11 protein-coding genes are annotated in these 13,898 nt (G+C 39.6%); 10 read left to right on the plus strand and 1 reads right to left on the minus strand.

Annotated elements, in window-relative coordinates; genetic code table 11:
• Positions 1-29 precede the first annotated feature (29 nt).
• The 4 genes from clpX to yihA all read left to right on the plus strand — a co-directional run bounded on the left by clpX (position 30) and on the right by yihA (position 6,529).
• Positions 30-1,304, plus strand: coding sequence for an ATP-dependent protease ATP-binding subunit ClpX (gene clpX / locus P8610_RS01275; RefSeq protein WP_289494942.1), 1,275 nt, complete (start codon positions 30-32; stop codon positions 1,302-1,304).
• A gap of 490 nt (positions 1,305-1,794) precedes the next feature.
• Positions 1,795-3,462, plus strand: a complete 1,668-nt coding sequence (gene lonB, locus P8610_RS01280; RefSeq protein ID WP_289494943.1) for an ATP-dependent protease LonB — start codon at positions 1,795-1,797, stop codon at positions 3,460-3,462.
• Positions 3,463-3,626: 164 nt separating this feature from the next.
• Positions 3,627-5,945, plus strand: coding sequence for an endopeptidase La (lon, locus tag P8610_RS01285; RefSeq protein ID WP_394602819.1), 2,319 nt, complete (start codon positions 3,627-3,629; stop codon positions 5,943-5,945).
• A complete protein-coding gene (yihA, locus tag P8610_RS01290; protein WP_289494945.1) occupies positions 5,942-6,529 on the plus strand; it encodes a ribosome biogenesis GTP-binding protein YihA/YsxC in 588 nt (195 codons plus the stop codon). The genes lon and yihA overlap by 4 nt, the downstream gene beginning before the upstream one ends.
• A 326-nt stretch (positions 6,530-6,855) precedes the next feature.
• Here the strand turns inward: yihA and P8610_RS01295 are convergent, their stop codons facing one another.
• The gene (locus P8610_RS01295) at positions 6,856-7,335 is read right to left on the minus strand and encodes a hypothetical protein (RefSeq protein ID WP_394602820.1); all 480 of its coding nucleotides are present in this window, start codon (positions 7,333-7,335) and stop codon (positions 6,856-6,858) included.
• Between the two features lie 233 nt (positions 7,336-7,568).
• Here P8610_RS01295 and hemA point away from each other — a divergent pair, with 233 nt between their 5' ends.
• Genes hemA through hemL form a run of 6 tightly spaced genes read left to right on the plus strand, consistent with a single transcriptional unit; the run spans position 7,569 to position 13,782 of the window.
• On the plus strand, positions 7,569-8,936 hold the full coding sequence (gene hemA, locus P8610_RS01300; RefSeq protein WP_394602821.1) for a glutamyl-tRNA reductase: 1,368 nt from the start codon (positions 7,569-7,571) through the stop codon (positions 8,934-8,936).
• A 37-nt stretch (positions 8,937-8,973) separates the two neighbouring features.
• Positions 8,974-9,792, plus strand: a complete 819-nt coding sequence (locus tag P8610_RS01305) for a cytochrome C assembly family protein (RefSeq protein WP_289494949.1) — start codon at positions 8,974-8,976, stop codon at positions 9,790-9,792.
• 20 nt (positions 9,793-9,812) lie between these two features.
• The gene (hemC, locus tag P8610_RS01310) at positions 9,813-10,745 is read left to right on the plus strand and encodes a hydroxymethylbilane synthase (RefSeq protein ID WP_394602822.1); all 933 of its coding nucleotides are present in this window, start codon (positions 9,813-9,815) and stop codon (positions 10,743-10,745) included.
• Positions 10,745-11,506, plus strand: a complete 762-nt coding sequence (locus tag P8610_RS01315) for a uroporphyrinogen-III synthase (protein ID WP_394602823.1) — start codon at positions 10,745-10,747, stop codon at positions 11,504-11,506. Before hemC ends, P8610_RS01315 begins: the two co-directional genes overlap by 1 nt.
• Before the next feature lies 1 nt (position 11,507).
• The gene (hemB, locus tag P8610_RS01320; RefSeq protein ID WP_394602824.1) at positions 11,508-12,479 is read left to right on the plus strand and encodes a porphobilinogen synthase; all 972 of its coding nucleotides are present in this window, start codon (positions 11,508-11,510) and stop codon (positions 12,477-12,479) included.
• 16 nt (positions 12,480-12,495) lie between these two features.
• Positions 12,496-13,782: a glutamate-1-semialdehyde 2,1-aminomutase gene (gene hemL, locus P8610_RS01325; protein WP_289497595.1), complete on the plus strand. Its 1,287-nt coding sequence runs from the start codon at positions 12,496-12,498 to the stop codon at positions 13,780-13,782.
• The last annotated feature ends 116 nt before the right edge of the window (positions 13,783-13,898 follow it).

Consider the following 13,898-nt stretch of genomic DNA (forward strand, 5'->3'; position numbering starts at 1 on the left):
TCCATATTCTTGTTTTAGGGGTGATATCATTGTTTAAATTTAATGATGAAAAAGGGCAATTGAAGTGTTCTTTCTGTGGCAAAACACAAGATCAAGTAAGAAAACTGGTTGCTGGACCAGGTGTATATATTTGTGATGAGTGTATCGAACTCTGTACAGAAATCGTAGAGGAAGAACTAGGTACAGAAGAGGATGTAGAACTAAAAGAAGTACCAAAACCAGTTGAAATTCGAAAGATACTTGATGAGTATGTAATCGGACAGGATCAGGCAAAGAAATCTCTTTCTGTAGCCGTTTACAATCATTATAAGCGTATTAATTCTACTCAAAAATCGGATGAAGTTGAACTTGCAAAAAGTAATATTGCAATGATCGGACCAACGGGTAGCGGGAAAACCCTTCTTGCTCAAACATTGGCTCGTATCTTAAATGTACCTTTTGCAATTGCCGATGCTACATCTTTAACAGAAGCTGGGTATGTTGGAGAGGACGTAGAAAACATCCTTCTTAAATTGATTCAGTCTGCTGATTATGATGTAGAAAAAGCAGAAAAAGGAATCATCTATATTGATGAGATCGATAAGATTGCACGTAAATCTGAAAATCCTTCTATTACAAGAGATGTTTCAGGTGAAGGTGTTCAACAAGCACTTCTTAAAATTCTTGAAGGTACGGTAGCGAGTGTTCCGCCACAAGGAGGAAGAAAGCACCCTCATCAAGAGTTTATCCAGATTGACACTACGAATATTCTATTCATTTGCGGTGGTGCATTTGATGGAATTGAACAAATTATCAAGCGCCGCCTCGGGAAAAAAGTAATCGGTTTTAGTTCTGACTCTAAGCAAGCGGACTTAAAAGCTGGAGAATACTTATCAAAAGTTCTTCCAGAAGACTTGCTTCGTTTTGGTCTAATTCCAGAATTTATCGGTCGTTTACCGGTCATTTCAAACTTGAATCCTTTAGATGAGGACGCATTGATTGAAATCTTAACAAAGCCTAAGAATGCACTTGTAAAACAATATCAAAAACTATTGGATATTGATGGTGTAGAATTAGAATTTACAGATGAAGCTCTTCGAGAGATCTCTGCACAAGCGATCGAACGTAAAACGGGTGCCCGTGGACTTCGTTCGATTATTGAAGGGGTTATGCTTGACGTTATGTTCGAGCTGCCATCTAGAGAAGACGTTGTCAAATGTATCGTAACGAAAGAAACGATCTCTGACAAAGTACCTCCAACGTTAGAGCTTGAAGATGGTACTGTAATTGAACAATCAAAAGAAACTCCAAAAGAGAGTGCTTAATTTTAAGGCCAGCTTATGCTGGTCTTTTTTGTTTGTTTTCAAGAATATCGCTGCCGCCGAAACCGAAACCTTGCTAACGTGAAATTATTTGGAATAACGTGAAATTATTTATATTAACGTGAATATAATCTAAGTTAACGTGAATAAAAGTCATTTAATGTGAATATATTTTGGGCTGTTACTCCCAAACGCACATAAGGTATGTATGTTTTTGTGAAAAGTACATTTATCGCATGCCCCAGCAAAAGCCTACTCTTTAATGTCTTAAAAAGTTACCTCTCAGAACAAAAACGCGATCAGTTTTGTACCAAACTGATTGTTTCGATGATTTCATATTAAAAAAAGAACTTCCTAGTTGCAGTTCCCCGCAGTTCTCTACTATAAAGAACATTTCTCATCATTCCTTTCTTTTTAACAGGATTACCGTTTAGTTAACCACCTCCTCGGAGATACTATGATTATCACTACATAGGTACCGGGAGGAAAAACAATGAACTGGACTGGCATAGCATTACTCATTCAATTATTTTTTGGAATCATAATCGGTCTGTATTTTTGGAACCTGCTGAGAAACCAGCGTTCTCAAAAAGTGAGCGTAGATAAAGAATCAAGAAAAGAGATGGAACAGCTCAGAAGAATGCGTTCGATCTCGTTATCAGAACCATTGTCTGAACGAGTACGTCCTGGCAAATTTGAAGATATTATTGGACAAGAAGATGGGATAAAAGCTTTGAAAGCGGCGTTATGTGGACCTAATCCCCAACATGTTATTGTCTATGGACCACCAGGAGTAGGGAAAACAGCAGCTGCTCGTTTAGTTTTAGAAGAAGCAAAACGAAATAACACATCACCTTTTCGTTCGACAGCTGTTTTTGTTGAATTAGATGCAACTACAGCCCGTTTTGATGAACGGGGAATAGCAGATCCTCTAATTGGTTCTGTTCATGATCCTATTTACCAAGGTGCTGGTGCGATGGGACAGGCAGGAATTCCGCAGCCTAAACAAGGTGCGGTTACGAATGCGCATGGTGGAGTTTTATTTATAGATGAGATCGGTGAGCTTCACCCTATTCAGATGAACAAACTCTTAAAAGTATTAGAAGATCGGAAGGTTTTTTTAGAAAGTGCTTATTATTCTGAGGAGAACGCAAACATTCCTCAGCATATTCATGATATTTTCCAAAACGGTCTGCCTGCCGATTTCCGTATGATCGGGGCAACAACACGAATGCCAGAAGAACTTCCACCTGCGATTCGTTCAAGATGTTTAGAAGTATTTTTTAGAGAATTACAGCCGGCTGAAATCGAGCAGATCGCAAAAAGAGCTGCAGATAAAATCCAACTAGGAATTGATGAAGAGTCATTAAAATACATGGCTCAATATGCAAGAAATGGCCGAGAAGCTGTCAACATGATTCAGATAGCAGCGGGATTAGCGATTACAGAACAACGTAAAAGTATTACAAAAAGTGATGTAGAGTGGGTTACACATTCAAGCAGGATGGCACCAAGGCCAGAGCGGAAAATTGGAGAAAAGCCTAAGATTGGTTTAGTAAATGGTCTTGCTGTGTATGGCCCTACAAGCGGAGCGTTGTTAGAGATTGAGACGACCGTTCTTCCTGCTAAGAAACAGGGTACTATTACAATAACAGGAATTGCCGAGGAAGAGAGTATCGGAAATCAATCAAAGTCCATTAGAAGAAAAAGTATGGCTAAAGGTTCAGTAGAAAACGTCATTACCGTTCTTCGATATATGGGAGTAGACGCAAGCATGTATGATATTCACGTTAACTTTCCAGGAGGCGGTCCGGTAGATGGTCCTTCAGCGGGAATCGCCATTGCATCTTCCATCTATTCTGCGATTCATAATATAAAAATTGATCATGAGCTCGCGATGACAGGGGAAATTAGTATTCACGGAAAAGTAAAGCCGGTCGGAGGGGTAATGGCCAAAATATTGGCTGCTAAAGACGCAGGTGCTAAACGTGTACTCATTCCGTTTGAAAATAATCAAAAGATATTTGACAGCATTGAAGATGTGGAAATCATCCCGGTGAAAAAACTCTCGGAAGTCTTTCAGCATGCCTTTTTAGATGAGAGTGAAGAGCAATCCGTACCTGCATCAGCAGCATTAAACTCCCCTCCTTCTTCTGTTTAAGGAGAAGAAGGGGGTTTCTTTTTATTCCGCTTCTAGAGTCAGGTCACACAGGCTTTATAGAAAACCATAGCTTACATTAGACAAAGTTAAGCATTATCGGTAGAATTGTACAAAGACTATGCATATAATTAATGATTACATAGCAGTTTTCGGAGGTGTTTTTAATGGGGGAAAAACGAGTTCTTCCGCTCCTCCCTCTACGCGGATTGTTGGTCTATCCAACGATGGTGCTTCATCTTGATGTAGGAAGAGAAAAGTCCATTCAAGCGCTTGAAAAAGTTATGCTTGATGACCAGATGATTTTTCTATCTACACAAAAAGAGGTATCTATTGAAGATCCAGCTGAAGAGGAAATTTATAATGTAGGAACGTTATCAAAAGTCAATCAGATGCTCAAACTGCCAAACGGCACGATACGAGTACTAGTAGAAGGTATTAAACGCGGGAAAATCACTGCTTTTATGGATGAAAAAACCCATACGGAAGTAGAAGTAGAGCTAACAGATGATGTTGATGTGAAAGAAGCTGAAACGGAAGCGTTGATGCGAGGAGTTCTGGCACAATTCGAACAATACATAAATCTATCAAAGAAAGTGACTCCTGAGACTCTTGCCTCTGTTCAAGATATTACAGAGCCTGGGCGATTGGCGGACGTTATATCTTCACACCTTTCCCTCAAGATTAAAGAAAAACAAAAAATTCTTGAGATCTTCGATGTGAAAGAAAGGCTTGAACACTTGCTTTCTTTGTTAAACAATGAAAAAGAAGTACTCGGTCTTGAGAAGAAGATTGGTCAGCGTGTTAAAAAAGCGATGGAAAAAACGCAGAAGGAATACTATTTGCGTGAACAGATGAAAGCCATCCAAAAAGAGCTTGGTGACAAAGAAGGTAAAGTTGGTGAGGTCAGTACGCTGAAAGAGCGTATTGAAGCGTCTGATATGCCAGAACATGTCATGGAGCTAGCTAAGAAAGAACTGGATCGATACGAAAAAATGCCAAACTCTTCTGCAGAAAGTTCGGTTATAAGAACGTATATCGAGTGGCTCGTTAATCTTCCGTGGAAACAAGAAACGATAGATAATCTTGATATTCCGCATGCAGAAACGGTGTTAAACGAAGATCATTACGGACTAGAAAAAGTGAAAGACAGAGTTTTAGAATATCTAGCTGTTCAAAAACTGACGAACTCACTGAAAGGACCTATCCTTTGTTTAGTCGGACCTCCTGGAGTGGGTAAAACCTCACTAGCTAGGTCAATCGCACGTGCAGTCGGCAGAAATTTTGTGAGAATTTCCCTTGGTGGTGTTCGGGATGAAGCTGAGATCAGAGGTCACCGAAGAACGTATGTTGGAGCAATGCCAGGAAGGTTAATTCAAGGTATGAAAAAAGCAGGAACGATAAATCCTGTATTTTTGCTTGATGAAATCGATAAGATGTCAAGTGACTTTAGAGGAGATCCGTCCTCTGCTATGCTGGAAGTTTTGGATCCTGAACAGAATAGTACGTTCAGTGATCATTACATTGAAGAGCCGTATGATCTATCAAAAGTTATGTTTGTGACGACGGCAAACTCTCTTTCAACGATTCCAGGTCCGCTTTTAGATCGAATGGAAGTTATTTCGATCGCTGGTTATACAGAAGTAGAAAAGCTTCACATTTCTAAAAACCACTTGATTCCAAAACAGCTTAAAGAACATGGTTTAAAAAAGAGCCAGATTCAGTTTAAGGATGAAAGTATTTTAAAGTTAGTCCGTAACTATACACGGGAAGCTGGTGTGCGAAATCTTGAACGCCAAATTGCAGGATTATGTAGAAAAGCAGCCAAACAGATTGTTTCAGAAGAGAAGAAAAAGGTTGTGCTTTCAGCTAAAAACCTTGAAGATTATCTAGGTAAGCCTCGTTTCCGTTATGGACAGGCGGAACTAGAAGACCAAATTGGTGCAGCAACTGGCTTAGCTTATACGACGGCAGGCGGGGATACACTTTCAATAGAAGTAGCGCTTTCACCAGGTAAAGGTAAGCTAATCCTTACCGGTAAACTAGGCGATGTGATGAAAGAATCAGCACAGGCGGCATTAAGCTATGTTCGAACAAAAGTAGAAGATCTCGGAATTGATGCGGATTTCTACGAAAAAACGGATATCCATATTCATGTACCTGAAGGCGCAACACCAAAAGATGGACCTTCAGCGGGCATTACTATTGCCACAGCGCTTGTATCTGCGTTAACGAAAAAGCCTGTAAGAAAAGATGTAGGCATGACAGGTGAAATTACATTAAGAGGCCGTGTGCTGCCAATAGGCGGTTTAAAAGAAAAATCGCTGAGTGCACATCGAGCGGGAATCAAGACGATTATTCTTCCAAAAGATAACGAAAAAGACATAGAAGATATTCCTGATACGGTAAAAGAAGGTTTATCATTTATAACAGTTTCTCATTTGGATGAAGTATTAAAAGTTGCATTAGCAGGTGATGGAAAGTGAAAGTAAATACAGCAGAAATCGTAATTTCGGCAGTTGGACCAAAACAATATCCGGAAGGCAATCTTCCGGAAATTGCTCTGGCAGGCCGATCGAATGTAGGAAAATCATCTTTTATCAATAAGATGATTCATCGTAAAAATCTAGCAAGAACGTCTTCTAGACCAGGAAAAACACAAACTTTAAACTTTTATATCTTAAATGAAAGTTTTTATTTCGTGGATGTACCTGGATATGGATTCGCGAAAGTGTCAAAAACAGAAAGAGAAGCGTGGGGCAAGATGATCGAGCAATATCTGGTTGAACGTGATCAGTTAAAAGCGGTCGTTCAGCTCGTTGACCTCAGACATCCACCATCAAAAGATGATGTGTTAATGTATGATTGGCTCAAATATCACGAACTGCCTGTTATTGTTGTGGCGACGAAAAGTGATAAGATTCCAAAAGGAAAATGGGATAAACATAAGAAAGTAGTTAAAGAAACTTTAAACTTGGACCCGACCGATAAGATCATACTCTTCTCATCCGAAACCGGACACGGAAAAGATGAAGCATGGGGAGTTCTTAATTCTTATTTAACGAAGTAAGAACCATTTTTAAAGCTTCAACTGTTTTCTAAGAAGTAGTTGATTTCCATTTCAGGCGCTCGCTTTCCGCAGGGCAGGCGGTGAGCCACATTCGAACGTTTTACTCTTAAGTGTCTCACCAGCCCGCCTGTCCTGCAGGACAAGGAAGGCTACGGCAGCGAAACATCGCACGAAGAAAATTTGAAGTTTAATTTTCGAGGAGTCTCGCGCCTTACACTCCAATCAACTTGTCCAAGAAGAGAAGTTAAAACAGACAAAACAACTTACTGAGAGCAAATCTTAAAGAAAAACCCCTGTGATCACTTTGGATACACAGGGGTTTTTGCTTATTTCTTCTTTTTAAAAAACATAAGGTAAGCACCTAGGACCATTAAGATAATCGGCCAAAAATCTTCTGCTTTTACAAATATATTTTCTACAGAAGGGGTATTACTCTTAAAGAACAGTAACCATAGAGCTAGCAGAGATAATAATAACCCAGGGATAAGTCCTTCTTTTGTTTTTCTGTACTGAATCAGAAATGATACTCCTGCAAGCAGTATAATCATTTGAAGCGGCTCAGGCCATGCAGCTACTTTTGCTGCAGCATGAAAATGCAAACCCAGGCCTGTTAAGAAAACACCTGAAAACAAGTTTGACGAGTCTTTGCCAGACCCTGCTTGCATAATTAGGGCTATCCCAATAATTACGATTAGAGTGGGCCAGGTCATATAAGGCTGAAGAAGTTCGATTTCCATACTCATAGCGAAATAGAATAATCCGATTCCGAGTAAAATTATACCGCTGAAAGTGTTTCTTTGTTTCATAATGCCTCCATTTTAAACGTAAACCTTTGCTAAATTGGTCGAAATTTGTTATTTTTATTATTGGTGCTAAGTTTTAGTAAATATGGTTATCCTAAAACTGCTGAACACACATTAAAATGTGATAAACCCATCATAGCATAAACGTTTATATTCTGTTCACAATATTGGATATTCCGTATTTTAGGACATGTTATAATAATGATAGAACATACATAATTAAGGGAGGTGAGCGCATGCATATTCTAGTGGTTGGACTTAATTATAAAACGGCACCCGTAGAAATTCGGGAAAAAGTCTCATTTCAGCCTGCTGAATTATCTGATGCGATCTCTACACTCCGAAAACAAAAAAGTATACTTGAATGTGTAATCGTTTCAACGTGCAACCGTACTGAAATCTATGCGGTTGCCGATCAGCTTCATACCGGAAGATACTACATCAAATCTTTTTTGGCGGACTGGTTTTCAATAGATAAAGAAGAACTTTCACCATTTTTAAACATTAGAGACGGAGAAGCTGCTGTTGAGCATCTTTTTAGAGTTACAGCTGGCTTGGACTCTATGGTTATTGGTGAAACACAAATACTGGGTCAAGTGAAAGATGGTTTCTTAGAATCACAGAAGCTTGATGCTACAGGCACTATTTTTAATAAACTTATGAAGCAAGCGATCACGTTTGCAAAAAAATGTCACTCTGAAACTGATATCGGTGAAAATGCTGTTTCTGTAAGCTACGCAGCCGTTGAACTCGCGAAGAAAATTTTTGGCGGTTTGCAAAACAAAACGATATTAATTGTTGGAGCCGGCAAAATGGGTGAACTTACTGCGAAACATTTGCATGCAAGCGGTGGAAATGAAGTTTTAGTGATCAATCGTACTTTTGAAAAAGCACAAGAGGTAGCGGAGAAGTTTCACGGTACTGCTCATCCGTTTGAGAATCTTGAAAGCTTACTCGTAAAAGCAGACATTGTTATCTCTTCAACTGGAGCAAGTAAGTTTGTTATCACGAAAGATACAGCGGCACCTGCTGTAAAGAAACGTAAGGGTCTTCCATTGTTTATGGTGGATATCGCTGTTCCGCGAGACTTAGATCCCGCTTTGCATGATTTGGAAAGCGTTTTTCTCTATGATATTGATGATTTAGAGGGCATCGTAGAATCTAATCTAGCGGAGCGAATGAAAGAGGCCGAAAAGATCGAGATTATGATTGAAGCTGAAATTGTTGCTTTTCAGTCCTGGATTTCACTGCTTGGCGTTGTACCATTAATCTCTGCTCTTCGTGAAAAGGCGTTAAACATTCAAGCAGAAACGATGCAGAGCATTGAACGCAAGCTGCCAGATCTTACAGATCGCGAAAGAAAGATATTAAGCAAGCATACAAAGAGTATCGTGAATCAATTGCTTCGTGAACCTGTTACTAGAGCTAAAGAAATGGCTGGAGAACCAGGAGCAGAAGAGCAATTACAATTATTCACTGAAATTTTCGGGTTAGAAGAATATTTGGATAAACAGAAGCAGTTGGAAACTGGGCTTGCTGCAAACAGAAAAGAGAAGGCTTCTCTTACAGATGATGTGATTCATACTTCTGCAGTAAGAACTTAATTTTTCGTTTCCCTCGGGCTCATGGAGTGTGAGCAAAATGAATTGGATATATGATCTGACTATTGTTCTATATGCACTTAGCATCATAGGCTATTTTATAGATTTTCTTCAAAACAACCGGAAAGCGAACCAATTTGCTTTCTGGTTGCTTTCTATTGTCTGGATACTTCAAACGGTCTTTTTTGTGTTAAGGATGCTGAAAGATCAGCGGTTCCCTATATTAACACCTTCTGAAGGCCTGTTTTTTTATGCCTGGATCCTTGTGACCTTTTCAGTGGTCATGAGCAGATTTTTCCGGGTCGATTTTCTAGTGTTCTTTACAAACGTACTAGGGTTCCTGCTCGTGTCTATTCATTTGTTCGCACCTACAGGACAAGCTAGTGCCGTACTGGAGAAGCAGCTTATATCAGAGCTGTTAATCATTCATGTCACAATGGCTTTTATTTCATACGGAGCATTCTCCCTTTCGTTTATCATTTCGTTCATGTACTTGCTGCAGCATGGGATGTTAAAACGAAAAAAATGGAGCAAAAGACTTCAGCGGTTTGGCAGTCTTTCATACTTAGAAAAGTTATCTTTTCGATTGAATACGATTGGGGTGCCGCTCCTTCTGCTCAGTTTAATATTGGGTGTCGTATGGGCATTCTGGAAAATAAATGACTTTACACTTCTTGATGCAAAAGTCATCTCATCGTTTATTGTTCTTTTGGTTTATAGTACTTACTTATATCAAAAGGTAGGAAGAGGCGTTCAAGGTAAAACGTTAGCTCTATGGAATGCTGCCGCTTTTTTGGTAGTACTGATCAACTACTTTCTAGCGACTACGTTTACAGAATTCCATCTATGGTATAAGTAAAGAGATAGGAGATTCATATAATGAGAAAAATTATAGTAGGTTCAAGAAGAAGTAAATTAGCTCTTACACAAACAAACTGGGTGATTGAGCAATTAAAAAAAGCTGGTATGCCCTTTGAATTTGAAGTAAAAGAAATCGTGACGAAGGGTGATGTTATTTTAAATGTCACATTATCAAAAGTAGGCGGAAAAGGCCTTTTTGTGAAAGAAATCGAACAAGCGATGTTAGATAAAGAGATTGACATAGCGGTTCACAGCATGAAAGATATGCCGTCTGAATTGCCAGAGGGACTTGAAATAGGCTGCACACCTAAGCGTGTTGATCCGAGGGATGCTCTTATTTCAGAAAAGTATTCTTCATTAAGAGACATGCCTGAAGGTGCCGTTGTAGGAACAAGCTCTTTAAGAAGAGCGGCGCAGTTGCTGAACAGACGCCCTGACCTTTCAATAAAATCGATTCGCGGCAACATTGACACACGGATTGAGAAGCTGAAATCAGGAGAATTTGATGCGATTATTCTAGCTGCGGCCGGCTTAGAAAGAATGGGTTGGTCTAAAGATGTCGTTACTGAATTCTTGGACATTGATCTTTGTCTGCCTGCTGTAGGTCAAGGTTCATTAGCGATTGAATGCAGAAGTAATGATTCAGAAGTAAAAGAACTTCTTGCTACCCTCAATGACGCATATACGTATCAGACGGTTGAGGCAGAACGCTCTTTCCTTAACACGTTAGAAGGCGGCTGCCAGGTGCCGATCGCTGCGTTTGCAACGATGGCAGATAATCATGAAATAACGTTAACAGGACTCGTTGCAGACCCAGAAGGCAAAAAAGTACTTAAAGAAATGAGAACAGGAAAAGACTCACACCGTGTAGGGGTCGAGCTTGCTGAAGAGTTAAAGACTTTAGGAGCAAAGACCATACTTGATGCTGTGAAAAAGGATCTAAATGCTTAATGAATACGTCAGGTGGACCATTAGCAGGTAAAAAGATACTTGTTACAAGGCCGAAGAACCAGGCAGATTCATTGGTTAAGCTTATTGAAGAGAATGGGGGGACTCCTCTTTCTTTTCCTATAATATCTATAAAAGCTGTGAAGAACGAGCAGGCAGCGGCACGCCTAAATCAGTTAAACACTTTTCAATGGATCGTTTTCACGAGCAAGAATGCTGTAGATTACTTTTTTCGGTTGATTAATGAGTTAGGGATTTCTTTAGGAGACTATAAGTTTGCTGCTGTAGGTGAAAAAACAGCCGAGACGTTAAGGCGTTATGGTATAACATCTATACTTGTTCCAGAACGTTATGATGCGGCAGACTTAGCTGAAACGTTAAAAAAACATGTTTTAAAAGATGAAAGAATTTTGTTTCCTAAAGGTAACCTAGCTCCTTCTTTTCTTAAAGAAGAACTCAAAAGTACAGCTGTTGTGGAAGAGATGGTCGTTTATAAAACAGAGCCCGAAGACGGTTTAGACTGGTCGTTAATTGATATAACGGATTGTTTCTTTTTTATGAGTCCATCCGCTGTTTCATTTATGATAAAAGGTTTATCTGACAGTCAAAATAACATGATCTACAAAACGCCTGTAATTTGTGTAGGCCCTACAACAAAAACAGCTGCTGAAAAGTGCGGATTTAAGCATGTTTTTATGCCTAGTAATTTTACAGCAGAAGATATGGTGAACTGTGCCATCTCTTATTTTCAAGGAGGAAGATAATATGAATTTTCAGCGTCATCGCCGTTTAAGAAAATCTGCATCCATGCGTTCATTAGTACGTGAAACGCATCTTCAAGTATCCGACTTTATTTACCCACTATTCTTTGTTGAAGGTGAGAATGTAAAAAAAGAAGTACCTTCAATGCCAGGTGTATACCACTTATCACTAGATTTACTTGAGAAAGAAGTTAAGGAAATCGAAAGTTTAGGCATACAGTCAATTATTGTGTTTGGAGTGCCAAACGAAAAAGATGACTGCGGAAGCTCAGCTTATGACCATAATGGAATTGTACAAAGAGCGATTTCTCAAATTAAAGAGATTGCACCTTCTTTAACTGTAATTGCCGATACTTGTTTATGTCAGTTTACAGACCATGGCCATTGCGGTGTGATTGAAAACGGTGAAGTGCTAAACGATGAAACGCTATCACTGCTTGCCAAAACAGCTGTTTCTCAAGCAAAAGCTGGAGCGGATGTTATTGCACCTTCAAACATGATGGATGGTTTTGTTGCGGCAATCAGACGAGGATTGGATGAAGCAGGATACTACGACGTGCCCATCATGTCTTATGCTGTTAAATATGCATCATCTTTTTACGGTCCGTTTCGTGACGCTGCACATAGCACGCCTCAGTTCGGTGATAGAAAAACATATCAGATGGACCCGGCAAATCGCTTAGAAGCTCTGCGTGAAGCTGAATCGGATATTGCTGAAGGTGCTGACTTTTTAATGGTAAAACCAGCCCTTTCTTACCTGGATATATTAAGAGAACTAAAAGACAGATATCCTCTTCCATTGGTTGCATACAACGTAAGCGGAGAATATTCCATGATAAAAGCAGCTGCAATTAATGGATGGGTAGATGAAAAAAGCATCGTGCTTGAGAAATTAATTTCAATGAAAAGAGCAGGAGCAGATTTAATCATTACCTACTTTGCAAAAGATGCTGCAAGATGGCTGAATGAAAAATAATAGAAAGGGTGTTGGTATGAGAAGCTTTGAACGTTCAATAGCGGCTTTTAACGAAGCGAAGGAAGTAATGCCAGGCGGTGTTAACAGTCCTGTTCGAGCATTTAAATCAGTAAAAATGGACCCTGTTTTTATGGAGCGAGGAAAAGGATCAAAAATTTATGACATCGATGGAAATGAGTATATCGATTATGTTTTGTCGTGGGGACCATTAATTTTAGGACATGCCGATGATCAAGTAGTAAAAGTGCTTAAAGAAACAGCTGAACTTGGAACAAGTTTTGGTGCTCCTAATGAAATGGAAACAAAATTGGCCAAGCTTGTGATCGATCGCGTACCATCCATTGAAGTTGTTCGTATGGTGAATTCAGGGACAGAAGCAACGATGAGTGCTCTGCGTTTAGCACGTGGATACACTGGAAGAAGCAAGATTGTTAAATTTGAAGGATGTTATCACGGGCATGGAGATTCTTTATTGATTAAAGCAGGTTCTGGTGTAGCAACACTAGGTCTGCCGGATTCTCCAGGTGTTCCTGAAGGTATTGCACAAAATACAATAACTGTTCCTTATAATGATCTTGAAAGTCTACAAGTTGCTTTTGATCAATTTGGTGAAGATATTGCATGCGTTATTGTTGAACCTGTCGCAGGAAACATGGGTGTTGTTCCTCCGCAAAAAGGTTTCCTTGAAGGCGTTCGCAAAATGACGGAGCAGCATGGCTCTCTATTAATCTTTGATGAAGTGATGACAGGGTTCCGAGTGGATTATGAATGTGCACAAGGTTATTTTGGCGTGACTCCAGATCTAACATGTTTAGGAAAAGTAATTGGAGGCGGACTTCCTGTAGGTGCGTATGGCGGGAAACGCGAGATCATGGAACAGATTGCGCCAAGTGGTCCGATCTACCAAGCGGGAACGTTATCAGGAAATCCGCTTGCTATGGCTGCTGGGTTTGCTACACTCTCACAGCTTACAAAAGAAAGCTATGTATACTTTCAAAAGCTGGGTGATCTGTTGGCAACAGGGATCTCTGAAGCTGCAGAACATTATGGAGTGGAACATACAATCAACCGTGCGGGAAGTATGATTGGGTTCTTCTTTACAAATAAAGATGTCATTAATTATGAAACAGCAAAATTATCGAATTTAGATCATTTTAATTCTGTTTTCAAAACGATGCTTCAGGAGGGAATTTCTTTGCCTCCATCACAATTTGAAGGATTGTTCTTATCTACTGCTCATACGGAGGAAGATATTAACAAGACGGTAGCTGCGTTCAGAAAAGCTTTTTCTCAATTAAAATAATGAGATCTAATAGCGTTCGCTTATAAAAGCGGGCGCTATTTTTATTTGATTCATATTTCGTCCTCTTCCCTCATACACCTATATTGTATAACTATATGCAAACCGAAAGGAGGAGA

This window comes from Fictibacillus sp. UD (assembly GCF_043558025.1).
Lineage (GTDB): Bacteria > Bacillota > Bacilli > Bacillales > Fictibacillaceae > Fictibacillus.

Bases quoted from the DNA above. Each gene is read 5' to 3' on its own strand.
- lonB (WP_289494943.1), top strand. From the start codon at position 1,795: ATGAACTGGACTGGCATAGCATTACTCATTCAATTATTTTTTGGAATC.
- lon (WP_394602819.1), top strand. From the start codon at position 3,627: ATGGGGGAAAAACGAGTTCTTCCGCTCCTCCCTCTACGCGGATTGTTG.
- P8610_RS01295 (WP_394602820.1), bottom strand. From the start codon at position 7,335: ATGAAACAAAGAAACACTTTCAGCGGTATAATTTTACTCGGAATCGGA.
- hemA (WP_394602821.1), top strand. From the start codon at position 7,569: ATGCATATTCTAGTGGTTGGACTTAATTATAAAACGGCACCCGTAGAA.
- P8610_RS01305 (WP_289494949.1), top strand. From the start codon at position 8,974: ATGAATTGGATATATGATCTGACTATTGTTCTATATGCACTTAGCATC.
- hemC (WP_394602822.1), top strand. From the start codon at position 9,813: ATGAGAAAAATTATAGTAGGTTCAAGAAGAAGTAAATTAGCTCTTACA.
- P8610_RS01315 (WP_394602823.1), top strand. From the start codon at position 10,745: ATGAATACGTCAGGTGGACCATTAGCAGGTAAAAAGATACTTGTTACA.
- hemB (WP_394602824.1), top strand. From the start codon at position 11,508: ATGAATTTTCAGCGTCATCGCCGTTTAAGAAAATCTGCATCCATGCGT.
- hemL (WP_289497595.1), top strand. From the start codon at position 12,496: ATGAGAAGCTTTGAACGTTCAATAGCGGCTTTTAACGAAGCGAAGGAA.